Raw genomic sequence first — 22,833 nt, forward strand, 5'->3', positions numbered from 1 at the left:
CGACGCATGACGGCCAAGCGAGGTCGACCCCGCACGTTCGACCGCCAGGTCGCGCTGCGGCGTGCGATGGAGGTCTTCTGGCGTCGCGGTTACCAGGGCGCCTCGATGACCGACCTGACCGCCGCCATGGGCATCGGCTCGCCCAGCCTCTACGCCGCGTTCGGCAGCAAGGAAGCGCTGTTCCGGGAGGCCGTCGATCTCTACAACCTCACCGAGGGCGCCGGTCCCCGGGCGGCGCTCGACGGTGGGGACACCGCCCGCGCGGCAATCGAGGCGATGTTGCGTCACCACGCGTACGCCTATGTCGATCCGGCGAATCCGAGCGGATGCCTAGTCGTGCTCGCCGGCGCCGGCACCGTGCCCGAGTCGGACGCGGTCGGCCAGTTCCTCAGCGCGTGCCGGGAGCGTGACATCGCCGAGTTGCGGCGGCGGATCAGCCGCGGGGTGGACGAGGGTGATCTACCCGCGTCGATCGTGCCTGACTCGCTCGCCCGGTTCGTCGGCGCGGTCGTACAAGGCATGGCGGTCCAGGCACGCGACGGCGCCGCCGCCGAGGATCTCCTCGGCATCGTCGACTGCGCCATGGCCGCCTGGGACGGCCTGACCCGGCAGGTGTAGCGCCGGTGCACCGCAGACCCCTGACCGCAGCACACCATCACTGCGCCGCCGCCGAACCGGATGCCGACCGGGACGGGCGGTGTGCCGCCGGTCACCGCCGAGCCGGTGGGCGCGCTGCCGGGGGCGTGCGGCACGATCGGCGGCATGGTCTTCCCCGGGCTCGCGTACACCGCCGCACCGCACGACCGGGCCGCGAGCCTGCGCGCCGACCCGGCCCGGGTCGCCGACCTGCTCGGCCGCGAGGACAGCGAGGTGCTGCCGCTGTGGCGCGACCGGCCACTGCTCACGGCCGACGGCAGGCCGGTGCGGCTCACCGGATCGTCCGCGCGCACGTTGCTGGCGAGGGCCGGGCAGACAGCGCTGCTCGGCCTCGACGGCACCACGGCGAGCTTCGCCGCCGACCTCAGCGAGGTCGAGGAGATCGAGGCGCTGCGCCTGGCTACCGCACACGCCAGCGCCGATCTGCGTGGACTGGCCACCACCCTGCCCGAGCCACTTGCCGCGACCCTGGCGTACGCGCGCGGCCTGCTCTACTGGAATCGGCACGCCAGACACTGCGGCACCTGCGGCGCTGCCACGGCCAGTGCCGAAGCCGGTCACCTGCGGGTCTGCCAGGGGCCCGACTGCGGCCGGCAACTGTTTCCCCGGATCGAACCCGCCGTCATCGTGCTGGTGGAAGGCCCCGGTCCGCAGCCACGCTGCCTGCTCGCCCGGCATCACGGTGCCGGCCCGGACGGCTTCTCGCTGCTCGCCGGCTTCGTCGAGATCGGCGAGAGCCTGGAGGGCTCGGTCCGCCGCGAGGTCGGCGAGGAGGCCGGGGTGACGGTCGGTGTGGTCACCTATCAGGGTTCCCAGGGCTGGCCCTTCCCCGCCGGCCTCATGGTCGGCTTCGTCGCCCAGGCTGTCGATGACACGATCGCCGTGGACGGACGGGAGCTGACGGAGGCCCGGTGGTTCACCCGCGCCGAGATCGTCGAGCGGGTCCGCAACGGTCCCGGCTCGGGGCCGGCCGACTCCATCGGCGGTCGGCTGCTGCGCTCCTGGGCCGGGTTCGACCGGCCGCCGCTTCCGCACGCCGAGGTCTGAGACCTGGGCAGCACGGTGTACCCGCGAATGGCGATCAGCGAGGACAGCAGGTTAGCCTGCCCTAACTCATCGAACGTGAGGCGGGGGCATGAAACAGACCACGGGGCGACTGATCCGCCTGATGTTCTGGCGGCAGCGTCGCGACACCGCCCTGTGCGCCGCCTTCTGGTCACTGCACCAGCTGTGTGAGGCTCTGGTCCCGGTGGCCATCGGCCTGGTCATCGACCAGGCCGTCGGAACCGGATCGACCTCGGCGATGCTCTGGTCCGTGCTGGGCATCTTCGCACTGTTCACCGCCCTCACCATGGGCTGGCGGTCAGGCTTCTGGTTCCTGTCCCGGGCGGTCACCGAGGAGTCCCACGAGCTGCGGATGCGGGTGGTCCGGCGCGTGGTCGGTGGTCAGGGGATCCGGACCAGCCGCCAGAGCGGCGAGCTGCTCTCGATCGCCACCTCCGACACCCAGTCCGCCGCCGAGCTGCTCGAACTGGGCACCCGGGGGGTGAGCGCGCTAGTCGGGCTGACGGTGTCGACGGTCGTGCTGCTGCGGATCGACTGGTCGCTCGGGCTCGGCCTGGTCGTGGGCGTGCCGATCCTGGTGCTCGGGCTCAATGCGCTGGGCCCGGTCGTGGGACGCCGCACATCCGCGCAGCAGCAGGCGGTCGGTCGGGCCGCCGCCGTCGCGTCGGACCTGCTGCGCGGGCTGCGACCGCTGCGCGGGTTCGGTGGCGTCGACGAGGCCGTCCATCGCTACCGCACGGCCAGCCGGACGTCGCTGCGCGCCGGCATCGGCACGGCCAAGGCCGGTGCCACCTTCATCGGCGCGTCCACCTTCACCACCGGCCTGCTGATCACCGTCGTCGCCGCTCTGGCGGGCTGGTACGCCCTGGCGGGGCGCATCACCGTCGGCCAGCTCATCACGATCGTCGGGCTGGCCACCTTCCTCACCGATCCGGTGCTCAACCTCGCCGACTGCGTCTTCCGGCTGGCCACGGCGCGGGCCAGCGCGGCCCGCGTGGCCGAGGTGCTCGCCGCACCGGAGCGGATGCCGTCCGGGACACTCCCGACCCGGCCGGGAGCGTTGTGCCTCGACCGGGTGCACGCGCCGGGCCTGGACGGCGTCGACCTCGCCGTGGCCCCCGGAGAGCTGCTCGGCATCGTCACCGCGGAGACCGGCACCGCCGACGACCTCACCGACCTGCTCGCGGGGGCACGGTCGCCGGACCGGGGCGAGGTGCGGCTGGCCGGCACGCCGATGCGAGAGCTGGACCTCGCCTCGGTGCGCCGGACCGTGCTCGTCGAACCGCACGGGGTCGACCTGTTCGGCGCCACCCTGCGGGAGGTGCTCCAGACCGGCGACGACCGGGACGACGCCGCCCTGCGCACCGCGCTGGCCGCGGCCTCCGTCGGTGACCTGATCACCGACGACGCCGGATTCGACCGGGAACTCGTCGACCACGGCCTGAACCTCTCCGGCGGTCAGCGGCAGCGGCTCGCCCTCACCCGAGCGCTGTTGGCCGATCGACCGGTCACCGTCTTCCGGGACCCGACCACGGCGATCGACGCGGTCACCGAGCACGCCATCGCCGACGGCATCCGCGCGTACCGGAGCGGCGACGGCCGGGCGACCGTACTGGTCACCACCAGCGCGCCGCTGCTCGACCGGTGCGACCGGGTCGTGTTCCTCCGCGCCGGTCAGGTGGCGGCGGTCGGGCGGCACCGCGACCTGCTCGCCGACTCGTCGTACGCGGAGGTGGTGCTGCGATGACCTCCGGTGTCACGATCCTGCCGGTGGCCACCGGCCGGGTCACGCTCGCCGCCTTCTGGCGTGCCCTGCGGCGCTACCCGACGCTCGCCTGGACGTCGGTGGCGGCGGCCACGGCGGCAAGTGTCGCGGCCGTCGTCGTGCCGATCCTGCTCGGCCGGCTGGTCGACCTGGTGGTGGCCGGCGGCACCGTCGGCTCGCTGCTGCTCACCTCCTCGTTCATCCTCGGCGCGGGCCTGGCTGCCGCGGTCCTCACCGGCACCGCCCACTGGCTGGTCACCGAGTGGGGCATGCGGGCCTGCACCGATCTCCGCGAGGAGGTGCTGGACCGGGCGCTGCGGATGGACGCGACCCGGCTGGAGAGCGCCGGCTCCGGTGACGTGGCGTCCCGGGTCACCGAGGACGTGGAACGGGTGACCGACTCGGTGCGGCTCGCGGCCGGCATCTTCACCGCACTGGTCACCGTCGTCATCACCTTCGCCGGGTTCGCGACGCTCGACTGGCGCATCGCCGCCGCGTTCCTGGTCGTCTTCCCGGTGTACGTGCTGAGCCTGCGCCGTTTCGTGCCGCAGGCGAAACGGCTGTACGCCGCCGAGCGGGAAGCCGCGGCGGTGCGTACCCAGAGTCTGCTGACCACCTTCACCGGTGCCCGGACGGTGCACGCGTACGGCATGCAGGACCGCCAGAGCCGACGGGTCGAGCAGACCTCCCGGCACGCGGTGGTGGCGCGCCTGCGAGCGGTGCGCGGTTTCCTCTGGTTCGCGAACACGATGAACTACGCGGAGGCGCTCGGACTGACCGCCGTGCTGCTCACCGGCTTCCTGCTGGTGCGGGCGGGCGACAGCACGGTCGGCGACGTGACCGCCGCGGCGCTGCTGTTCCATCGTCTCTTCGGCCCGCTCGGCCTGTTGTTGATGTCGTTCAACGACGTCCAGTCGGCCGGCGCGGCGCTCGCCCGGCTCGTCGGCATCTCCGGGCTCGACGTACCCGCGAGCCGGCCGGCCGGACCGGTCTCGGGATGGCTGCCGACACGCGTCACCGCCAAGTCGGTGTGGCACCGCTACCCCGGCGGCCCCGCTGTGGTGCGGGACGTATCGATCGAGATCGCCCCGGGCGAGTCGTTGGCGATCGTCGGCGAGAGCGGAGCCGGCAAGACGACTCTCGCGGCCATCCTCGGTGGCGTCTTCCCCGCCGCCGAGGGTGAGGTGTGGCTGGGCGACCGTCGGATCGGCGAGTTGGATCCGGTCGAGCTACGCCGGACCGTCGGCGTGGTCACCCAGGAGGTTCACGTCTTCGCCGGCACCCTCGCCGACGACCTGCGGCTGGCCGCTCCGGACGCCGCCGACGAGGACCTGCACGCCGCGTTGCGACTGGTCGGCGCCGACGGCTGGGTCACCGCCCTGCCCGACGGGTTGGCGACCCGGGTCGGCGACGGCGAACACCCGCTCACCGCCGGCCAGGCGCAACAGCTGGCACTGGCCCGGATCGCCCTGCTCGACCCGCCGATCGTCGTCCTCGACGAGGCCAGCGCCGAGGCCGGCAGCGCGGGAGCCCGGCAGCTCGAACAGGCCAGCACCGCCCTGATCCGGGGCCGCACGGCGGTGGTCGTCGCCCATCGGCTCAGCCAGGCGCACGCCTGCGACCGGATCGCCGTGATGGCGCACGGCCGGATCGTCGAGCTCGGCACTCCGGACGAGTTGGTCGCAGCCGGCGGCCGGTACGCCGAACTCTGGTCGGCCTGGCGGCACTGACCCGGCACCCGCACCCGACGGCCGGGCCGCCGGGCCCACCCGGACGCACGCCCGGCGCGCGGCGGCCGGGGCCGGCTGGCCGATTCCGGCCGGTCCGGGCCGGCCGGATCGAGCCGGCCGGCGGCGGCGGTCAGTCGCGCGCAGCGGCAGCACCCGCCGACCGATCAGGTCGATTCCGCGCTGCGGGGTCAGCCCGTGCGGGGTGCCGAACTCCACCCGGCTCGCCCCGGCGTCGAAGACCGCCGCGGCCTGCGCGGCGACCTGCTCGGGCGTACCGGAGAACGCGAACAGGTCGAGCAGGTCGTCGCCGATCAGCGCGCCGGCCAGGTCGTCCTCGCGGCGGGTGACGTGCCGCTGGATGCGGGCCAGCAGCTCCGGGTCGACCTCGACGGTGGGATCGAGGGCGGCGACCACCGCGAGGTACATGGCGACCTCGGTACGGGCCATCCGCCGAGCCAGCGCCCCGTCGGTGTCGACCACGGTGACCGCGCCGAGCACCACACCGGTGTCCCGACCCGAGGCCGCCTCGTCCAGCCAGGCCCGCATCGTCTTGGCCATCGCCGGGTTCGCCGACCCGCCGACCTTCACCTCGTCGGCGAACGCGGCGGCGGACCGGGCGGTCTGCTGGCCCCAGGTGCCCACCAGCACCGGCACGTCCGGCCGGGCCGGGGCGTACCGCAGCGCGGTACCCGGGGCCACGGTGAACTCCCGGCCGACGAATCCACCGTCGTCACCGGCGAGCAGCCGCCGGACGATCTGCACCGTCTCCGCGATGCGGCGCAGCGGCCGGGTCTGTGCCACTCCGACCTGCTGCAACCAGGTGCCCCGGGCCAGGCCGAGGTACGCGCGGCCGTGCGAGGCCAGGTCGAGGGCGGCCACCTGGCCGGCCACCTCCACCGGGTGCAGGGTGAACGGGTTGAGGCAGGCCGCGCCGAGCCGGATCCGGCGGGTGTGCCGGGCGGCCACCAGCAGCGGGAACAGCGAGGGCTGGTACATCAGGTCACCGAAGACGGACAGCACGTCGAAGCCGTGCCGTTCGGCCATCTCGGCCAGCACGGCGTACTCGTCGGCGGACTTGTCCGACTGGAGGCCGATGCCCACCAGGCGGGTCACGTCAGCTCCTCGGTGGGGATCTGCCGCCGGCCGGTGCGTTCGATACGCATGATGAGCCGTTCCTCCGGGTCGGGGCAGGCGACGTGGCTGTCCCGGGCCATCCAGTCCCCGTCGTCCAGGGCCCGCTGCTTGGCCGGCAGCAGCGGCAGACAGGCGGCGAGCGCGTACAGGCAGAAGTGCTGGCCCTCGGGGATGCGCAACCGGCACGACTCGGTCAGCTCCACGTGGTCGCCCGGCTTCATGCCGCACACCGAGCGTCCCTCGATGCGCTCCACCACGACCCGCAGGTCGTAGACGTCGGTGGTGGGCTGCTCGTCGCTCATCGCACGGCCTCCGCGTGGTGGTGCACGATCCGCCAGCCCGCGTCGTCGCGCCGCAGCACGTCGGTGACCCGGAAGCAGGTGTCCGGTCGGTCGTCGGCGTGCCGGGCGCGCAGCACGTACCGGACCAGACCGGTGCCGTCCCACGACTCGGCGTGCACCTGTTCCGGGGCGACCGTGACCGGTGCCGGTCCGGTGGCCTCGGCGGCTCGCCGGTCGCGCAGCGTGTCCAGTGCGGCCAGCCCGGTGAGCAGCCGATCGGCGTCGGATTCCCAGATCGTCAGGTCGGGATGCAGGTGGGCGTCGAAGGCGGATCGATCCCCCAGTGATCGGTACATGTCGGTGATCGTGGCGGTGAGTTCGTCGATGCTCATCGGGGTCACTTCCGGTCGAGGGAGTCGGCAGCGGGTCGGAACGTCTCGGCGAGGCGGTCACGCAGCGGGTCCAGGCCCATCGGCCCGAGCGCCAGCGCGGTGTGGTGGAACCGTTTGCGGTCGAAGGCGGCGCCGGCGCGGCGTTCGGCGTCCTGGCGGGTCTGCTGCCACAGCCGCGCGCCGACCTTGAACGCGAGCGCCTGCGCCGGCCAGCCGAGGTAGCGGTCGACCTCGAACCGGGCGGTCGCGGCGTCCAGCCCGGCGACCCGGGTGAGCAGGTCCACGGCCATCGGGTGGCTCCAGCGGGACGCGTCGGTGAACCCGTTGCCCGCCGGGATCGGCAGGTCGAGATGCAGGCCGAGGTCGATGACCACGCGGGCGGCCCGCCACATCTGCCCGTCCAGCATGCCGAGCCGTTCCGCCGGTCCGGCGTAGAGGCCGAGTTCGTCGGCGAGCCGCTCGGCGTAGTGCGCCCAGCCTTCGGCGTACCCGTGCACCTGGCAGAGTGTGCGCTGCCACGGGTGCAGGTCGGCGGTGGTGAGCGTGATCGCGTGCTGCAGGTGGTGGCCGGGCAGCCCCTCGTGGCAGAGCGTGCCGACGTGCCGCCACACCGGCACCGTCGACTCCCCCGGCGGCACCGACCACCAGATGCCGGCGGGGCGGGTCAGCCGCGCGTCGGGTGGGGTGTAGTACATGACCCCGGAGGTGGTCGGACTGATCCGGCACACCACCCGGCGGGTGGCGGCGGGGATGTCGAAGTGCGTCCCGTCGAGCAGGTCCGTCGTCAGCGCGGTCCGCCTGGTCAGCCACTCCTCAAGGGCGGGACCGACCGGCACCCGCCCGTCCGGGTCGGCGTCCAGCGCCGTCCGGGCGGCGGCCACGTCCGGATGGCCAGTCGGCCGCCGCCGCCCGCAGTTCGGCGGCGGTGCGGGACAGTTCCGCCCAGCCGTACGCGTACAACTCGTCCAGGTCGACGGTGGCGCCGAGGAAGGCGCGGGCGGTGACCTGGTAGAGGTCGCGGCCCACGCCGTCGACCTCGGTGGCGGCGGGGCCAGGTCGGTACGCAGGAACGTGGCGAACTTCGCCGTGGCGGCGGTGGCCCGCCGGGCCCCCTCGGCCAGCCGCCCGGCCAGCGGCTCGCTCCGGTGACCGGCGACGAGATCGCCGAAGAAGTCGGCGTCGACCCAGGCGGCGCACTGATCGGCGACGGTCAGCACCTGCCGGCGGGCGACCAACTGGCCACGCCCGGCGGAGCGCCGCAGCGTGGCGGCGTACTGGTCGAGGGTGGTGGGCAGCCGGTGGAGGTGCTCGGCGACCACGGCCCAGTCGTCGACGGTGGTCCGGGGCAGGTTGTCGAAGACCTGCCGGGCCAGGTGCACCGGGGTGGCCAGCGGGGCGAGCAGCCGGGTGGTGAAGCCGGCCTCGTGCAGCGCCACCTCGCTGGCCAGCCGGTCGGCCAGGGCACCGGCGAGGGCACGTTCGGCCGGGACTGTCACCGTGGCGGCGGCCACCGCGGTCGCGGTCGCGCGGGCCAGCTCGGCGCGGGCGTCGAAGCCGTCCGGCGACAGGTCGGCCAGCCGCCACTGCGGCGTACGTCCGGCCGCCTCGGCGGCCTCCGGGTCGAGCGTGGCGAGGGCGCGCAGGTACCCGTCGGCGACCGCGGTGATGTCGGTCATCGGGGCACCCGGACGCGGTGGTGGTCGTCGCGGTAGACGACGCCGCCCTTGATGACCGCGTGCAGGGTGCGCAACGCGGAGACGGAACGGGTCGGGTCGTCGCGCAACACCAGCAGGTCGGCGTGCTTGCCGGCCTCGACGCTGCCGAGCGTGTCGGCCTGGTCGAGCCATTCGGCGGGCCGGATGGTGGCGGCCTTCAGCGCCTCGGCGACCGGCATCCCGGCGTCCACCATGAACTCCAGCTCACGCACGGTCGCGCTGGTCTCGTCGTAGCCGGCGTGCGGCGGCATGTCGCTGCCCAGGGCGATCGGCACCCCGTTGCGGATGGCGTGCTGGAGGCTCTCCCAGTGCCGGGGGCCGGCGGCCAGGGCCCGGTCCATCAACCAGCCCGGTACCCCGGAGTCGCGGAAGAACTGTTCACAGCGGCTCACCACGATGGTGGGCACGTACCAGACGCCTCGGTCGGCCATCAGGCGGGTGACCTCGTCGGTCAGCTCGTAGCCGTGTTCGACACAGTCCAGGCCGAGTTCGACGGCCCGGCGTACGGTGTCGGCCGGCCCGGCGTGCGCGGTGACCTTGCGCCCCCAGTCGTGGGCGACCCGGATGACGGCGGCCATCTCGTCGTCGAGCAGCTGCGGTGTGTCGATCGCCTCGAACTGACCGGCGATCCCGCCGGAGACACAGACTTTGATCAGGTCGGCGCCGGCCCGGATCTGGGCCCGGGTGAGCCGGCGGAAGCCGTCGGCACCGTCGGCCTCCAGGGCGTCGGCTTCCCAGCCGTGGCCGCCGGTGCAGCACAACGCGTGCCCGGCGGTGAAGATCCGGGGGCCGTCCACCGCGCCGGCCTCGATGCCCCGGCGCAGCGCGAAGTCGGCGTAGCGTCCCTCGCCGACCAGTCGGGCGGTGGTGACGCCGGCGTGCAGGGTACGCCGGGCCGAGTCGGCCATCAGCAGCACCAGTTCGGCCAGGTTGGACCGGTGCACCGTGTCGGCGAGGTGGCCGGGCAGCCCGAGGGAGAGGTGCACGTGCATGTTGGTCAGGCCGGGCATCACCACGTCCCCGCCGAGGTCGACCACGCGGGCGTCGCCGGCCTCGGCGAGCACGTCGTCGACGGTCCCCACCGCCTTGATCATCCCGTCGGCGCCGACCCAGACTCCCCGGTCGGGCTGGAGGTGGTCGGCGACGCCGTCGTAGAGGGCGAGGTTGACCAGGACCTGTTCGGTGGCGGTGTGCATGACGACGTCCTCAGTTCGCGGGCACGGTGGCCGGGGCCATCGTGGGGTCGTTGAGCCAGCAGGCGGCGCTGCGTCCGCCGAGGTCGAGGGTTGGTGGCTGGTCGCCGCAGGGAGCGAAGGCGTGCGGGCAGCGCGGCCGGAACCGGCAGCCGGTAGGGGCGTTGGCGGGGTCGGGCACCTCACCGGCCAGGGTGGCGGGCAGCCGTGGGGTGGGGCCGATGCGGGGCACCGCGTCGATCAGCCCCCGGGTGTAGGGGTGTCGCGGACTGCGCCACAGCTCGCGGGTGGGCGCGCTCTCCACGATGCGGCCCAGGTACATCACGGCGGTCACGTCGGCGATCTCGTGGACCAAGGCGAGGTCGTGGGAGATGAACAGCATGCCCATGTCGAGATCGCGGACCAGCCCGACGAGCAGGTTGACCACCTGGGCCTGGGAGGAGGCGTCGAGCGCGGTGACCGGTTCGTCGGCGATGATCATGCGGGGTTGCGGGGCGAGCGCCCGGGCGATGGCGAGGCGTTGCCGCTGACCGCCGGAGAACTGGTGCGGGTACCGCTCGGCGGCCGTGCTCGGCATGCCGACCCGGTCCAGCAACTCACGCACCCGGTTTCGGCGGGCCGTCGCGCCGGTCACCGTCGCCGGGACGCCGTCGAGCAGTTGCGCGCCGATGGTGCGCCGGGGATTCAGCGACGCGTACGGGTTCTGGAAGACCATCTGCAGGCCGATCTCGGTGTCCGGTCGGCGTCGCCAGCCCAGCGGGGTGACCGGCTGCCCGGCGAAGCGGACCGCCCCGGCGCTCGGCGGGGTCAGTCCCACGGCGACCCGGGCCAGCGACGACTTGCCACAGCCGGACTCACCGACCAGGCCGACGATCTGCCCGGCCGCCACGTCCAGGCTGACCCCGGCGACCGCGAGCACCCGGCCGCGTCCCCGCGAGCGGTACTCGACCTCGACGTCGCTGATGTCCAGCAGGCCGGTCATCGGACGGTCACCTCCAGGTGCGGGCGGACCACGCAGGCCACCGACCGGTCGGCTGCCACCGGAGCCAGGGGCGGCGGTGCCGTGCCGCAGGTCGGCTCGGCGTGCCGGCAGCGGGGTTGGAACGGGCAGCCCGGCGGCGCCTCGCCCGGGGCCGGTGGGGCGCCGGGGATGGGCCGCAGCGTGCCGACGGCCTGGGTGCCGTGCGGCCGGGCGCCCAGCAGCGCCGCCGTGTACGGGTGGGTGGGTGCGGTGAGCAGCGCCCCGGTGGGGCCGGTCTCCACCACGCGACCGGCGTAGAAGACGTAGCCACGGGTGGTCAACGCGCTGAGCACCCCGAGGTCGTGGGTGATGAAGGCGACGGCCAGCCCGGTCTCGGCGCGCAGCCGGTCGAGCAGGGCGAGGATGCCGGCCTGCACGGTGACGTCGAGGGCGGTGGTCGGTTCGTCGGCGATCAGCAGTCGGGGCCGCGCGGCCAGGGCGATGGCGATGGCCGCCCGTTGCCGCATGCCGCCGGAGAACTGGTGCGGATAGGCGCGCAGGGCGCGCTCCGGGTCGGGGATCCTGACCTGATCGAGCAGTTCCACCGCCCGGCGGGTCGCGGACCGCCGGTCCATTCGCAGGTGTACCCGCATGTGTTCGGTGAGCTGACGGCCGACGGTGAGCATCGGGTGCAGGGCGGCGGACGGGTCCTGGAAGACCATGGCGATGCCCGCGCCCCGGATCCGCTGCCAGCCCCGGTTGTCCAGGCCGAGCAGGTCGGTGCCGGCGAACCGCGCCGTCCCGGTGACGGTGGCGCCGGCCGGGAGCAGGCCGAGCAGGGTCTGTGCGGTGAGGCTCTTGCCGCAGCCGCTCTCGCCGGCGATGCCGACGAGTTCACCCTCGTCGACGCTGAGCGACACGTCGTGCAGGATCGGCAGCGGCCCGCGCGGACCGGGCAGGGTCACCGCGAGGGAGTCGACGTCGAGCAGCGGCGCCATCTCAGCGTCCCTTCGCGTAGCGGGGGTCGAGCCGGTCGCGCAGCGCGTCGCCGAGCACGTTGAAGGCCATCACCACGGTGAGGATGGCCAGGCCCGGGAAGACGCTGACCCACCACATCGACAGGTCCTGGGAGCCGAGCGCGACCATCGAGCCCCACTCGGCGGCCGGTGGGCGCGGCCCGAGCCCCAGGAAGGAGAGCGCGGCGAGCAGCAGCACCGCGTTGCCGAGTTCCAGGGTGGCCAGCACGATCGCCGGACCGATGCTGTTGGGCAGCACGTCGCGGCGCAGTGCCCGGACCGGTCCGACACCGAGCAGTCGGGCGGCGTTGAGGTAGTCGTCGCCGCGCATGCTGAGTACGGCGCTGCGGATGACCCGGGCGTAGACCGGCCAGGAGACGATGACCAGCGCCAGCACCGCGTTGCGGGTGTTCGGGCCGAAGGCGGCGGTGACCGCCATGGCGAGGATGATCTGCGGGAAGGCGAAGACCAGGTCGGTCAGCCGCATCAACGCCTCGTCGGCGAGCCGGCCCAGATATCCGGCGACCAGCCCGAGCAGGCCGCCCACGAGCAGGGCCAGTGAGACGATGGCCAGCGCCAGCGGGATCGACAACCGGGCGCCGTACACGACCCGGCTGAAGATGTCCCGGCCGAGGGAGTCGGTGCCGAACCAGTGGGCCGCCGAGGGTGCCGCGTAGGTGTCCGCGCTCTGAGCGAGCGGGTCGTACGGGGCCACGAGCGGGGCGAGGATCGCCACCAGCAGCCAGCCGCCGAGGATGGTGAGCGCGACCACGGCGATCGGCTGTCGCCAGACCGGCCGGCCGGTCGAGCCGCCGCGTAGTCGACCGAGCCAGCGACGGCGGGTCAGCGCCCGGTCCACCTTCGGGTCGGGAGCCACCGGATCGGGTGCGATCATCGTCATGACAGGCGGATCCTCGGGTCGATGAGCCCGTACAGCAGGTCGACGGTGAGGTTGACGAGCGTGTAGACAAGCGCCACGAACAGGCTGACCCCGAGGATCGCGGGCAGGTCGAGGGCGGTGGCGCTGCGGTAGGCGTACTGACCGACGCCGGGCCAGCCGAAGATGCTCTCCACCAGCACCGTCCCGGACAGCAGTGAGGCGAAGGCCAGGCCGGACACGGTGACCACCGGGACCAGGCCGGCGCGCAGCAGGTGCCGGCGCAGCACCACCCGGGCCGGCAGGCCCTTGGCGTACGCGGCCCGGATGTAGTCCTGCTGGAGCACCTCCAGCATGGCGGAGCGGACGAAGCGGACCAGCAGCGCCACGGTCAGCGAGGTCAGCACCAGCACCGGCAGGGTCAGGTGCTGTGCCGCGTCCCAGGCCACGTCCCACTGACCGGCCAGCGCCGCATCCACGGTGTACATGCCGGTGACCGTCGGCGGCGGGCTGAAGCCGGTGGAGAGCCGTCCACCGCTGGGGGCCAGCCCGAGCTGGTAGAAGAAGACGTAGAGCACCACGAGCGAGAGCCAGAACGGTGGCGTGGAGAGCCCGAGCAGGGCGCCGACCCGGACGAACTGGTCGGTGAGCCGGCCGTTGCGGACCGCGGCGAGCATGCCGATCCCGGTGCCGATCAGCAGCGCCAGCACCATGGTGGGGATGGCCAGTTCCATCGTCGCCGGCACGTACCGGACCAGGTCGTCCAGGACCGCCCGGCCGGTCTGCTGGGAGATGCCCAGGTCGCCGCGGACCAGATTGCCCAGGTAGTGCAGGTACTGCTGCCACAGCGGCTGGTCCAGCCCCCACTTCTCGCGGAAGGCGGCCACCGTGGCCGGGTCGTTGAGCGCCTGGTCGGACAGGTTGGCGGTGACCGGGTCGCCGGGTACCACGTTGACCAGCCCGAACGTCACCACGGTAACGCCCAGCAGCAGTCCGGCGGTGATCGCCAGCCGCTTGGCCAGGAAGACCAGCAGCGGGTGGGCGCGGCGGGGCCGGGGCGCGGTCGTGGTGACCGCGCCCGGCTCCCCGTCGTGGACCGTCGTCATGGTGCTCCGACTACCGGAGACCGACCGCGGCCACGTCGACCTGCCAGCCGGCGGCGGAGTAGTCCGCGCCGGTCAGGTCGGCGGTCGCCACCACCGTGGAGGAGTTGCTGGCCAGCACGATGTACGGGGAGGACTGGTTCATCAGCCGCTGCCACTCCTGCATGGCGGTGGCCCGGGCCGCGAGGTCGAGGGTCTCGGTGACCTTCTCGCCGGCGGCCACGATCGCCGGGTCGGCCCGCTCGACGGTCCAGCCCGAGCGCAGCGCGGTGGCCTGACCGGGTGCCATGTTGTTGATCAGCGAGTCGGCGACCGGGTAGTTCAGGCTCTGCGGGGTGAAGCCCAGCGGCGACTTGCCGCTGCGCATCTCGTCGAGGAAGGTGGTCAGTGGCTGCGGGTTCAACTCCAGCGTGATGCCGGCCTCGGCGGCGTCGCCCTGCACCTTGGTCGCCACGGTGCCCAGGTCCACGCCCTTGTAGGTGATGGCCGGGTAGTTGAACTTCACTGTCGGGTCGGTCAGCCCGGCCTCGGCGAGCAGCGCCTTGGCCTTCGCCACGTCCCGGGTCGATGCCTCGCTCGCCGGCAGGGTGCCGGGGAAGGCCGGTGCGACCAGACCGGCGCCGGGCGCGGCACCCTCGCCGTACAGGGCGGCGATGCCCTGGTAGTCGATGGCGGCCCGCAGTGCCTGGTTGAACTTCGGGTTCGCGGTCACCGCCGACACCGCCGGATCGGCGTTGAGGAAGAGGAAGTAGACGGTGTCCTGCACGCCGGAGGTCTGCAGGCTCTCCGGCAGTCCGTCGAGCAGCTTGCCGGAGATGTCCAGCGAGATCTCGGCGGTCTCGGCCCGTTGCATGGTCAGCTTCTGGGTCTGCACGTCCATGTTGCGCAGCACCACCCGCTCGAACTGCGGCTTGTCGCCCCAGTAGTTCGGGTTGGCCTCCAGCACCACCTGCGACTCCGGCTCGTACGACTTGAGCACGTACGGGCCGCTGCCGATCGAGTTGGTGTCGAGGTACTGCTGGGCGGTGTCGCCCTGCGCGGCGTCCGCGCCGTCCTTGGCGCCGTTGTCCCGGGCGACCTCGGCGTTGAGCACGCCGGTGGAGGGCATCGCCAGCACCACCGGCACGTTCGGGTTGGGCGTGGCCGAGGTGACCACGACGGTGCTGTCGTCGGTCTTGCTGACGCTCAACTCGCTCACGGTGACCGCCGGGCTGCCCTTGATGTTCTTCAGCCGGTTGAGGGAGAACACCACGTCGTCGGCGGTGAGCGGGCTGCCGTCGGCGAAGGTCACCCCGGAGCGCAGCTTGAAGGTGAAGGTCTTCGCGTCCGGGGACGCGTCGTACGACTCGGCCAGCGCCGGTACGGGTTTGCCGACATCGGAGCCCTCGAAGGTGAGCAGGGTGTCGTAGAGGGCGTGCACGGCGGTCAGACCGGTGGCCTCGTAGACGCGGCCGGGGTCGAGGGTCTTGAGCACGAACGACGTGTTGACGGTGAGGGTCTTGGCCTCGCCGCTGTTCGCGTTGCCACCGCTGCCGCCGGCCGTGCAGGCGGTGGTGGAGATGACGGCCAGCGTCGCCAGAGCGAGCGCTCCGGTGCGGAGCCGGCGGGGGGACACCGACATGCTGTTCCTACCTTCGTATGGCGCGGCCCGCTGCGCGGGATCCGCGGGGCATCGACGTCCGGCGGCACCCCCACCGGCCGGGCCCAGACGGCCGGTGACGGTGTTCCGGGTTCTCAGGGGTGCGTCGGGTTCTCGGGGTGCGTCGTCGCAGGGTTGGATGTAGGCCGGACTCGCATTCGTCCGGTTCGTGTCTGGACGCGGCTTGTCTACCAGTACCAAACAGCGCCGGCCCTTGTTTGACCACCCTAAACAGGGCCGTGTAGCTTGGTCAAACATTTTTAGCCACACTGTTATCGGATCGAGGTTCACATGCTCGGTGACCGGCTCCGCGTCCTGCGCCAGCAGCACTCCCTCACGCTGCGGCAGCTCGCCACAGCCGCCGACGTGTCACCCGCCCTGCTGAGTCAGATCGAGAACGGGGCGACCGACCCGAGCCTGGCCACCCTGCGCAAGCTCGCGCAGGTGTTCGACACCTCGATCGCCGAACTGTTCTCCGAACCGGAGGCGCCGGCGGTGCACATCAGCCGGGCCGGCAGCCGCAGCCTGCTCACCGCTCCCCCGGGCCAGATCACCTACGAGCGCCTGACCCCGGGGCGCGGCGATCTGGAGGTGCTCCAGGCCCACCTCGCCCCGGGCGACGCCAGCTCGGCCGAGCCGTGGGCACACCCCTCGACCGAGTGCGCCATCGTCATCAGCGGCGAGGTGGTCGCCGACATCGGCGGCGAGGCGTACACCCTCACCGACGGTGAGGCCGTCACCTTCGACTCACGCCTGGCCCACCTCTACCGCAACGCCAGTGACCAGCCGGCCCACCTGATCATCGCGGTCACCCCGCCCAACCCCTGACCAGGACTCGGGGCAGCGCGGGCGGGGCCTGTTGCGGCGGCCGCACCGGTCGCTACTGTCGTCCGCGTGGATCTGGACGACATCGCCACCCGGCTCGGCGTACCCGTCGGGGACATCGACCGCGTGCACCGGCTCGCCGGCGACCGCCCGTCAGCGCCGGTGCCCGCCCGAGCCGACGCACCCGCGCTGCTCGACCGGCTCGCGGTGCGACCGGACGACGCCGCCGAGATCCTGGCGGGCTGGCCCGACCCCGACTCCACCCAGTGGACCCCCGAGCTGCGCTGGCTGCTCGACCGCTCGATCGCCCTGGTCCGCGCCGATCTCGGGGGCCACGAGTGGCTGCCGCCCGGTCCGGCGCTGCCCCGCGAGCGCGGCCCCGCCTGGCGGCACCTCTACGTCTACACGTACCTGGCCCTGGTCGAGGTGGCCCGGGAGTACCACCGTGACCACGGTGTCCCCGACACCGTCTCCTGGCTGACCCTCGCGGACCTGGGTCGTAACCTCGCGATCGACCGGCGGATGCAGGGCGAGGGCTGGTCGGTGATGCAGAGTTGGCTGACGCTGCACGCGCGCGGCAGCGTCTACGAACTCGGCCGGCTCCAGCACCATCGCGGCGGCACCGCCATCGAACTGCACATCCCCGACTCGGGGCCGCTGACCCCGGCGGCGGTCGAGGCGTCACTCGACGAGGCCCGCGCGTTCTTCCCACGCCACTTCCCCGACGAGCACTACACGGCCTTCGCCTGCGGCTCCTGGCTGCTCGACCCGCAGCTGCGCGAATACCTGCCAGCGGACTCCAACATCGTCCGCTTCCAGCGACGATTCGAGCTGGAGCCCTATCAGGAGCCGGACGGGCTCGACGCCGACGTCGAAGTGGTGCGGTTCGTGTTCCGTACCCTGACCACTCCGCTGGACCAGCTGCCGCGCGACACCGTGCTGCAACGCGCCGTCATCGACCACCTGACGGCTGGCCGCCACTGGCGGTGGTGCCGCGGCCGCTTCCCGATCCAGCCGGATCGCTGACGCGGCGGCAGTTCGACGCAGCACCTGCATGCGGTGCGTGCGACGATCCGGCGTCGGCTGCCGGCCGCCCGTGACCCGCACCGGGTCGCCGGGACCGGATCCGGACTGCGATGGCACCGGCCACCAGAGCCAGACCAGCGACGTGCAGCGACCGGACAATCGTCGCGGCGAGGGCGCTGGCGCCGGGCAGCAGCGGTACGAGCGCCAGGCCGGCGGCGGACACCAGCGCGGCGACGCTCCAGAACAGCGCCGGACGGCGAGGCGACGGTGCGACCCGACAGACGCCGACCTTCGCCGCTTCCCGCCGGCCGAGGCGCGCGGCGAGCACGACGGCGAGCAACGCACCGACGAGGGTGTTCGCCAGATCCGAGACGGTCCACCAGGCGACGTCCGTGACGCTCGACCACTGGAGACCGAAAACCCCCACCGGCGCGAGGTGCGAAGGGAAGGTCAGCGGCACGTGCGGAGCATAGAACTCGTCGTCCTCGTCGGCGGCCCGGAACCGGATCGGCGGCCGGGTCCGGGCGCGGACAGGGGTGGGATCCGCGCCCGGACAGGCCGTACCGGTCAGCCCACGGTGCAGGCCGCGCCGTTGAGGGTGAACGAACCCGGTTCGGCGGTGTTGCCGGTGTGGGTGGCCTGGAAGCCGATGCCGACCGACGCGTTCGGGGCGATGGTGCCGTTGTACGACACGTTGCGGGCGGTCACCTGCCCGGAGGTCGGTGAGTAGCTGGCGTTCCAGCCGCCGGTGATGGTCTGCCCGCCGGGCAGCGTGAAGACCAGCGACCAACCGTTGATGGTGGAGCTGCCGGTGTTGGTGATGGTGATCTGCTCGGTCAGCCCGGTGTTCCAGGCGTTGACGTCGGCGGTGACCCGGCACGCCCCGCCACCCGGCGGCGGCGTGGTCGGGCTCGGGGGCGGCGTGGTCGGGCTCGGCGGCGGCGTGGTGCCGCCGAACTGGGTGAAGAAGCGCCAGGTCTCGCCCGGCAGCCAGGTACGGGAGCCGCTGTCGCCGGGTGCGCCGTCCTGCGGGGCGGCGATGTGTCCCTCGTCGAACGCCGCCCAGACCACCGGGTAGCCGGACGCGCAGCCGGAGTACGTGGTGCTGCGGTGGGTGAGGCTGCCCTGCGACGGCTCCGGCGGGCTCTGCGCGGTGCAGCCGTTGTTACGGACGAACCGGTCCCGCAGCGACCGCCCGTTGGAGATGTTGAGAACGCTGTCGCGGATGCCGTGCGCCCCGAAGTAGGCGACCGGCTGGCTGCCGCCACTGCATCCACTCAGCTGCGCGCCGCCGTAGACGGCTACGGCGCGGAAGACGTTCGGCCGGGCGCAGGCGAGGGCGTAGCTCATGGCACCGCCGTAGCTGAACCCGAGCGCGAAGCGCTGCGTGGTCTCGACGCAGAGGTCACCCTCGATCTGCCGGAGCATGTCGTCGACGAAGGTGACGTCCTCGCCGCCGGAGTTGGCCCAGCCGCTGTTGAGGCCCTGTGGCGCGACGAAGATGGTGCTGTTGTTCGACAGGGGCAACAGGCCGTAGTAGGCCCAGGTGTCGCGCTGGACGGTCTGGCCGGTGGCGACGTCGGTCGCCGAGCCGTTGAGCCAGTGGAACCCGAACACCAGTCGGTACGGGTGGTTGTTGTTGTAGTTGTCCGGCACCCGCAGGATGTAGCTGCGGTTCTTGCCGCTGCTCTGGATGGTGTGCGTACCGCTGCGCAGGGTGGGTGCCTTGCCGCAGCCGGCGGTCGCGGCAAGGATGCCCGACTGCGCGGCCGGGACGCTGCCGGGGTTCGCGCTCAGCGCCGTGCCGGCGGCAGCCAGCACCATGAGCGCCGCGAGCGCGACCGGTCCGAAGATCGATTTACGCCTGGACATCGTGACTCCATTCCGCGCCCGCTGTGGACGCGCGGCGGTGCGGCGTATCGCGGTGGTGGCTGCCGGGGACGGCCGGCGTACCGCGGGACACGCCTGGGTACGGTGCGACGCCGGTCCGGGTGGTCAGGCCGGGTGGGCGCACCCGGGCGGCGGTCGTTCGACGTGTGCCACGGCTCCCGCGACGTGCTGTCAGCCGTCCTGGACCGGCGGCGTGACCCGTCCCGCACGGGGCCCGCAGTGCCCGTCAGCCGGCGCAACGCGCCTCGGCTCGCCTGGTCAGCGACCGGGCGGGGGACGTCGGAGCGTGCCCTTCGCTCCTGCCTCCGCAAGGTATCCTGTGAGCGATAACATCGCAAGATGTAAATGTCTTGATCGCATTCCGGGTCAGCACGACATAGCATGTGATCGATGTTCGCCATCCCCCTGGCGGACACCGGCCACCGAAGGGAGACGCCCGTGCGTCGCTCCCCCCACCTGCTGGCACTACTCGGCGTCGGTCTGTCCGGCGCGCTGACGCTGAACACGGCTCCGGCGGTGGCGCGGCCGACACCCACCACACCCGGCATCGTGGTCGTCGACGGCATGACCCAACCGGTGTTCTCGCTCGCCGACGCGATCGAGGAACGGGTGTACGTTCAGACCGCTGTGGACACCGACCACGACGGCCGCCTCGACCGCGTGGCGATCGACATCTCCCGGCCCCGGGAGACCGCCACCGAGGGTTTCAAGGTGCCGGTCATCTTCGAGCACAGCCCGTACCGCAAGGACGTCTGGTACGACGTACCGTACCCCAGCGTGCTGGTGGACGAGTTGCCGCAGAACGAGGTCGGCCGCCGGTCCGGCCAACGGACGTCCGGCGCGACGGTCCAGCGGGCGACGGCGAAGGCCAACCTGCCCGGCTCACTTGACGACTACTACGTGCCCCGGGGCTACGCGGTCGTGCTCGGACAGAGCGTCGGCACCGGCGATTCCGACGGCTGCCCGACAAGTGGTGACCAGGCCGAGACGCTCGGCACCCGGGCGGTGATCGACTGGCTGAACGGGCGGGCGAAGGGATTCGACGCGGCCGGCGCGCCGGTCGCCGCCGACTGGACCACCGGGGCCGTCGGCATGACCGGCGTCTCCTACAACGGCACCCTGCCCAACCAGGTCGCCGCCACCGGCGTCCCAGGGCTGCGGACCATCGTGCCGGTGGCCGCGATCAGCAGCTGGTACGACTACTACCGGGCCAACGGCCTGGTGGTGGCGCCCGGGACTTACCAGGGTGAGGACACCGACGTCCTGGCCGGGTTCACCGCCGGCCAGGCCCGGGCCGAGGGGCGCTGCGCTGACGAGATCGCCGAGCTGACCGCCCGACAGGACCGGGTCACCGGCGACTACTCGGCGTTCTGGCGGGACCGGGACCACCTCGACGCCCGGAAGGTACGGGCCAGCGTGCTCGTCGTTCACGGCCTCAACGACTGGAACGTGAAGACCGAGCACTTCGCCGGCTGGTGGGACGAGTTGACCCGCCACCACGTCCCACGCCGGATCTGGCTGCACCAGGGCGGGCACGGCGGCCCGGGCAACACGGCCTCGGTGACCCTGCCCGACGGCCGCACCTGGACCTGGAAGCAGACCGAGAACCGCTGGTTCGACCACTGGCTGTGGCAGGTGCCCAACGGGATCATGGACGAGCCGACCGCCGTGGTGCAACGCGAGGACCGTTCCTACGCGACGTACGCCAACTGGCCCGACCCGGCCAGCCGGGAGGTCGCGCTGCGGCTGGCCGCCACCGACGCCACCCCGGTCGGCACGCTCACCACCGCCCGGGCGTCGAAGCGCGCCGTCGAGCACCGCTTCGTCGACGAGGGTCGCACCATCCACCCGGACACCCTGGTCGCCGATCCGGGCACACCCAGTCCCCACCGGTTGGCCTATCTCTCCCCCACCCTGACCCGGGACGTCCGCGTATCCGGCCGTCCGGAGCTGCGGCTGCGGCTGGCGATCGACAACAAGCCGGACGCCAACCTCTCCGCGTACCTGGTCGACTACGGGCCCACCGGCTCCACCGCGGCACCGACTGTGGTGACCCGGGGCTGGATGGACCCACAGAACCGCCGCAGTGCGTCACGCACCGATCCGCTGCGCCAGGGCAGCCGGTACGACCTGCGGTGGACCCTGGAGCCGAAGGACCACGTCTTCCCGGCCGGTCACCGGATCGGTCTGGTGATCTTCTCCACCGACCAGGAGTACACCCTGCTGCCGTTGGGCGGCACCCGGCTGCGGGTCGCACCGCACCGCAGCGAGCTGCGCCTGCCGGTGGTCGGCGGGAGGTCGGCCCTCGGCTTCTGACCCCTGATGCGCGGGCCCGGGGTCAGCGCTTCCCCGGGTCGCGCCTCGTACTGGCGGCGGGAGGGTTGGCGCCACGGCCGGCACCGAAGCCGCGTTCGTAGCCGACGAGCACGACGAGGAAGGCGGCGAGCAGGCCGAGGGCGACCAGGCCGGGCAGGTACCGCCCGGCTGGCAGCAGCGCCAGGGCCACCGCGGGCGCGAGCAGCTGCGCCGGGGTCACCGATCGGACGCTGAGCCCACGGAACAGCACCTCACCCGCGAGATACAGGGCGACCCCACCGAACATCGCGGCGGCCGAGGTCCAGGGCAGGCGCGACCCAGCAGCAGCCCAGGGCTCGTGATGCGCCAGGGGGGCGATGACCGCGTGGACCCCGAGCGCCAGGTAGATCGTCCCGGCGATCAACGCGAAATGGCCGCCGCTGTACGCGTTGGCGGCGAGCCGGTCCCGTCGCGGCCCCTGCTCGGTCATCAGCGCCTCGCCCGCCGCCACCGAGTTCAGCATGTACAGCCGGAACAGGCTGACCGTGACGACGAGGGTGAGCACCGTGGCCAGCAGGGCCGGCCCGTTGATCATCTCGGAGCCGATACCGGTGCCGACCGAGATCAGCGTCTCGCCGAGTGCGATGATCACCACGAGGGCGTGCCGTTCGGTGAAGTGCTCCGAACTGCGCAACGGCCACCCGCTCAGCGTGGAGGCGATCAGACCGCCGGCGAAGTCGACCGCGACCGCCGCCGTCCAGAGCGGCAACTGCGCCTCACCGCCGAGCACGGCACCGAGGACGAGCGGGATCCAGGACAGCGCGGTGATCGCGGTGTAGATGCGCAACGTGCGGTGCAGCCGCCGATCGCCCTCGGCCGCCCGGCGGTAGAGCGCCAAATGGACCACCCGCACCACGAGGTACGACAGCACCAGGATCAGGCGCGGGCCCGGACTCGGTTCCCAGACGTTCGGGATGACCACGGCGATGAGGAAGATGGGGCCCATGACGGCGGTGGTGCCGGCCCGGATCAGCCCGATGTCGGCGCGGGCCTGGTTGCCCAGCCAGGCGTAGATCAGCCAGGAGATCCAGAGCAGCAGCAGGACGACCAGGCCCTTGAGCAGAGTCAACGGCGAGGCGTGACCAGCCATGTAGGCGGTGATCCGGGTGAGGGCGAAGACGAACACCAGATCGAAGAAGATCTCGTACCGCGTCGTCCGGTGCATCTCCTTGGTCGTCTCCACGCGCCCTCGGAGGAACCGCCCCATGG

19 protein-coding genes and 1 pseudogene are annotated in these 22,833 nt (G+C 72.6%); 7 read left to right on the forward strand and 13 right to left on the reverse strand.

Going from position 1 to position 22,833, the window contains the following annotated elements:
• Positions 1 to 6: 6 nt before the first annotated feature.
• The 4 genes from ENC19_RS11585 (at position 7) to ENC19_RS11600 (ending at position 5,217) form a co-directional block, all read left to right on the forward strand.
• Positions 7 to 618, forward strand: a complete 612-nt coding sequence (locus ENC19_RS11585; protein WP_164447171.1) for a TetR/AcrR family transcriptional regulator — start codon at positions 7 to 9, stop codon at positions 616 to 618.
• A 144-nt stretch (positions 619 to 762) separates the two neighbouring features.
• Positions 763 to 1,704 carry an NAD(+) diphosphatase gene (gene nudC / locus ENC19_RS11590; protein WP_164447395.1) on the forward strand — a complete coding sequence of 314 codons (942 nt, stop codon included), beginning with the start codon at positions 763 to 765 and terminating at the stop codon, positions 1,702 to 1,704.
• A gap of 88 nt (positions 1,705 to 1,792) precedes the next feature.
• Complete coding sequence (locus tag ENC19_RS11595; protein ID WP_164447172.1) at positions 1,793 to 3,469, forward strand: ABC transporter ATP-binding protein; 1,677 nt, start codon at positions 1,793 to 1,795, stop codon at positions 3,467 to 3,469.
• Positions 3,466 to 5,217, forward strand: a complete 1,752-nt coding sequence (locus ENC19_RS11600) for an ABC transporter ATP-binding protein (RefSeq protein WP_164447173.1) — start codon at positions 3,466 to 3,468, stop codon at positions 5,215 to 5,217. The genes ENC19_RS11595 and ENC19_RS11600 overlap by 4 nt, the downstream gene beginning before the upstream one ends.
• A gap of 231 nt (positions 5,218 to 5,448) precedes the next feature.
• Here ENC19_RS11600 and ENC19_RS11605 read toward each other — a convergent pair.
• The 10 genes and pseudogenes from ENC19_RS11605 to ENC19_RS11650 form a co-directional block, all read right to left on the reverse strand.
• Positions 5,449 to 6,330, reverse strand: a pseudogene (locus ENC19_RS11605) (LLM class flavin-dependent oxidoreductase); the annotation flags it as partial.
• On the reverse strand, positions 6,327 to 6,653 hold the full coding sequence (locus tag ENC19_RS11610) for a TIGR04076 family protein (protein WP_164447174.1): 327 nt from the start codon (positions 6,651 to 6,653) through the stop codon (positions 6,327 to 6,329). The pseudogene ENC19_RS11605 and the gene ENC19_RS11610, both read right to left, overlap by 4 nt.
• Positions 6,650 to 7,024 (reverse strand): nuclear transport factor 2 family protein, encoded by a 375-nt coding sequence (locus tag ENC19_RS11615; RefSeq protein WP_164447175.1) that lies wholly within the window; start codon positions 7,022 to 7,024, stop codon positions 6,650 to 6,652. The genes ENC19_RS11610 and ENC19_RS11615 overlap by 4 nt, the downstream gene beginning before the upstream one ends.
• A 5-nt stretch (positions 7,025 to 7,029) precedes the next feature.
• Complete coding sequence (locus tag ENC19_RS11620; RefSeq protein ID WP_164447176.1) at positions 7,030 to 8,700, reverse strand: DUF885 domain-containing protein; 1,671 nt, start codon at positions 8,698 to 8,700, stop codon at positions 7,030 to 7,032.
• Positions 8,697 to 9,935 (reverse strand): amidohydrolase family protein, encoded by a 1,239-nt coding sequence (locus ENC19_RS11625; protein ID WP_164447177.1) that lies wholly within the window; start codon positions 9,933 to 9,935, stop codon positions 8,697 to 8,699. Before ENC19_RS11625 ends, ENC19_RS11620 begins: the two co-directional genes overlap by 4 nt.
• Positions 9,936 to 9,945: 10 nt before the next feature.
• On the reverse strand, positions 9,946 to 10,914 hold the full coding sequence (locus ENC19_RS11630) for an ABC transporter ATP-binding protein (RefSeq protein WP_164447178.1): 969 nt from the start codon (positions 10,912 to 10,914) through the stop codon (positions 9,946 to 9,948).
• Positions 10,911 to 11,891, reverse strand: a complete 981-nt coding sequence (locus tag ENC19_RS11635) for an ABC transporter ATP-binding protein (protein ID WP_164447179.1) — start codon at positions 11,889 to 11,891, stop codon at positions 10,911 to 10,913. Before ENC19_RS11635 ends, ENC19_RS11630 begins: the two co-directional genes overlap by 4 nt.
• A gap of 1 nt (position 11,892) precedes the next feature.
• Positions 11,893 to 12,810 carry an ABC transporter permease gene (locus ENC19_RS11640; protein ID WP_164447180.1) on the reverse strand — a complete coding sequence of 306 codons (918 nt, stop codon included), beginning with the start codon at positions 12,808 to 12,810 and terminating at the stop codon, positions 11,893 to 11,895.
• On the reverse strand, positions 12,807 to 13,892 hold the full coding sequence (locus ENC19_RS11645; RefSeq protein ID WP_164447181.1) for an ABC transporter permease: 1,086 nt from the start codon (positions 13,890 to 13,892) through the stop codon (positions 12,807 to 12,809). Before ENC19_RS11645 ends, ENC19_RS11640 begins: the two co-directional genes overlap by 4 nt.
• Positions 13,893 to 13,902: 10 nt before the next feature.
• A complete protein-coding gene (locus ENC19_RS11650) occupies positions 13,903 to 15,510 on the reverse strand; it encodes an ABC transporter substrate-binding protein (protein WP_164447182.1) in 1,608 nt (535 codons plus the stop codon).
• Positions 15,511 to 15,819: 309 nt separating this feature from the next.
• Here ENC19_RS11650 and ENC19_RS11655 point away from each other — a divergent pair, with 309 nt between their 5' ends.
• On the forward strand, positions 15,820 to 16,356 hold the full coding sequence (locus ENC19_RS11655) for a cupin domain-containing protein (protein ID WP_164447183.1): 537 nt from the start codon (positions 15,820 to 15,822) through the stop codon (positions 16,354 to 16,356).
• Positions 16,357 to 16,422: 66 nt separating this feature from the next.
• Complete coding sequence (locus ENC19_RS11660) at positions 16,423 to 17,379, forward strand: acyltransferase domain-containing protein (RefSeq protein WP_164447184.1); 957 nt, start codon at positions 16,423 to 16,425, stop codon at positions 17,377 to 17,379.
• Here ENC19_RS11660 and ENC19_RS11665 read toward each other — a convergent pair.
• Both ENC19_RS11665 and ENC19_RS11670 read right to left on the reverse strand, forming a co-directional pair.
• Entirely contained in the window at positions 17,306 to 17,839 is a 534-nt protein-coding gene (locus tag ENC19_RS11665; RefSeq protein WP_164447185.1) for a DUF4184 family protein, read from the reverse strand. The two genes, ENC19_RS11660 and ENC19_RS11665, sit on opposite strands and share 74 nt — an antisense overlap.
• 107 nt (positions 17,840 to 17,946) lie before the next feature.
• Complete coding sequence (locus ENC19_RS11670; protein WP_164447186.1) at positions 17,947 to 19,251, reverse strand: cellulose binding domain-containing protein; 1,305 nt, start codon at positions 19,249 to 19,251, stop codon at positions 17,947 to 17,949.
• Between the two features lie 408 nt (positions 19,252 to 19,659).
• On the opposite strand from ENC19_RS11670, the gene ENC19_RS11675 reads away from it, so the two are divergent.
• Positions 19,660 to 21,585 carry a Xaa-Pro dipeptidyl-peptidase gene (locus ENC19_RS11675; RefSeq protein ID WP_164447187.1) on the forward strand — a complete coding sequence of 642 codons (1,926 nt, stop codon included), beginning with the start codon at positions 19,660 to 19,662 and terminating at the stop codon, positions 21,583 to 21,585.
• Positions 21,586 to 21,607: 22 nt separating this feature from the next.
• On the opposite strand, the gene ENC19_RS11680 is transcribed toward ENC19_RS11675, so the two are convergent.
• On the reverse strand, positions 21,608 to 22,831 hold the full coding sequence (locus tag ENC19_RS11680) for a low temperature requirement protein A (RefSeq protein WP_208020866.1): 1,224 nt from the start codon (positions 22,829 to 22,831) through the stop codon (positions 21,608 to 21,610).
• Positions 22,832 to 22,833 lie beyond the last annotated feature (2 nt).

This window comes from Verrucosispora sioxanthis (assembly GCF_010560025.1).
Classification (GTDB): domain Bacteria; phylum Actinomycetota; class Actinomycetes; order Mycobacteriales; family Micromonosporaceae; genus Micromonospora; species Micromonospora palythoicola.

Coding starts and splice junctions, on each gene's coding strand:
- ENC19_RS11585 (WP_164447171.1), top strand. CDS start 7: ATGACGGCCAAGCGAGGTCGACCCCGCACGTTCGACCGCCAGGTCGCG.
- nudC (WP_164447395.1), top strand. CDS start 763: ATGGTCTTCCCCGGGCTCGCGTACACCGCCGCACCGCACGACCGGGCC.
- ENC19_RS11595 (WP_164447172.1), top strand. CDS start 1,793: ATGAAACAGACCACGGGGCGACTGATCCGCCTGATGTTCTGGCGGCAG.
- ENC19_RS11600 (WP_164447173.1), top strand. CDS start 3,466: ATGACCTCCGGTGTCACGATCCTGCCGGTGGCCACCGGCCGGGTCACG.
- ENC19_RS11610 (WP_164447174.1), bottom strand. CDS start 6,653: ATGAGCGACGAGCAGCCCACCACCGACGTCTACGACCTGCGGGTCGTG.
- ENC19_RS11615 (WP_164447175.1), bottom strand. CDS start 7,024: ATGAGCATCGACGAACTCACCGCCACGATCACCGACATGTACCGATCA.
- ENC19_RS11620 (WP_164447176.1), bottom strand. CDS start 8,700: ATGACCGACATCACCGCGGTCGCCGACGGGTACCTGCGCGCCCTCGCC.
- ENC19_RS11625 (WP_164447177.1), bottom strand. CDS start 9,935: ATGCACACCGCCACCGAACAGGTCCTGGTCAACCTCGCCCTCTACGAC.
- ENC19_RS11630 (WP_164447178.1), bottom strand. CDS start 10,914: ATGACCGGCCTGCTGGACATCAGCGACGTCGAGGTCGAGTACCGCTCG.
- ENC19_RS11635 (WP_164447179.1), bottom strand. CDS start 11,891: ATGGCGCCGCTGCTCGACGTCGACTCCCTCGCGGTGACCCTGCCCGGT.
- ENC19_RS11640 (WP_164447180.1), bottom strand. CDS start 12,810: ATGACGATGATCGCACCCGATCCGGTGGCTCCCGACCCGAAGGTGGAC.
- ENC19_RS11645 (WP_164447181.1), bottom strand. CDS start 13,892: ATGACGACGGTCCACGACGGGGAGCCGGGCGCGGTCACCACGACCGCG.
- ENC19_RS11650 (WP_164447182.1), bottom strand. CDS start 15,510: ATGTCGGTGTCCCCCCGCCGGCTCCGCACCGGAGCGCTCGCTCTGGCG.
- ENC19_RS11655 (WP_164447183.1), top strand. CDS start 15,820: ATGCTCGGTGACCGGCTCCGCGTCCTGCGCCAGCAGCACTCCCTCACG.
- ENC19_RS11670 (WP_164447186.1), bottom strand. CDS start 19,251: ATGTCCAGGCGTAAATCGATCTTCGGACCGGTCGCGCTCGCGGCGCTC.
- ENC19_RS11675 (WP_164447187.1), top strand. CDS start 19,660: ATGTTCGCCATCCCCCTGGCGGACACCGGCCACCGAAGGGAGACGCCC.
- ENC19_RS11680 (WP_208020866.1), bottom strand. CDS start 22,831: ATGGGGCGGTTCCTCCGAGGGCGCGTGGAGACGACCAAGGAGATGCAC.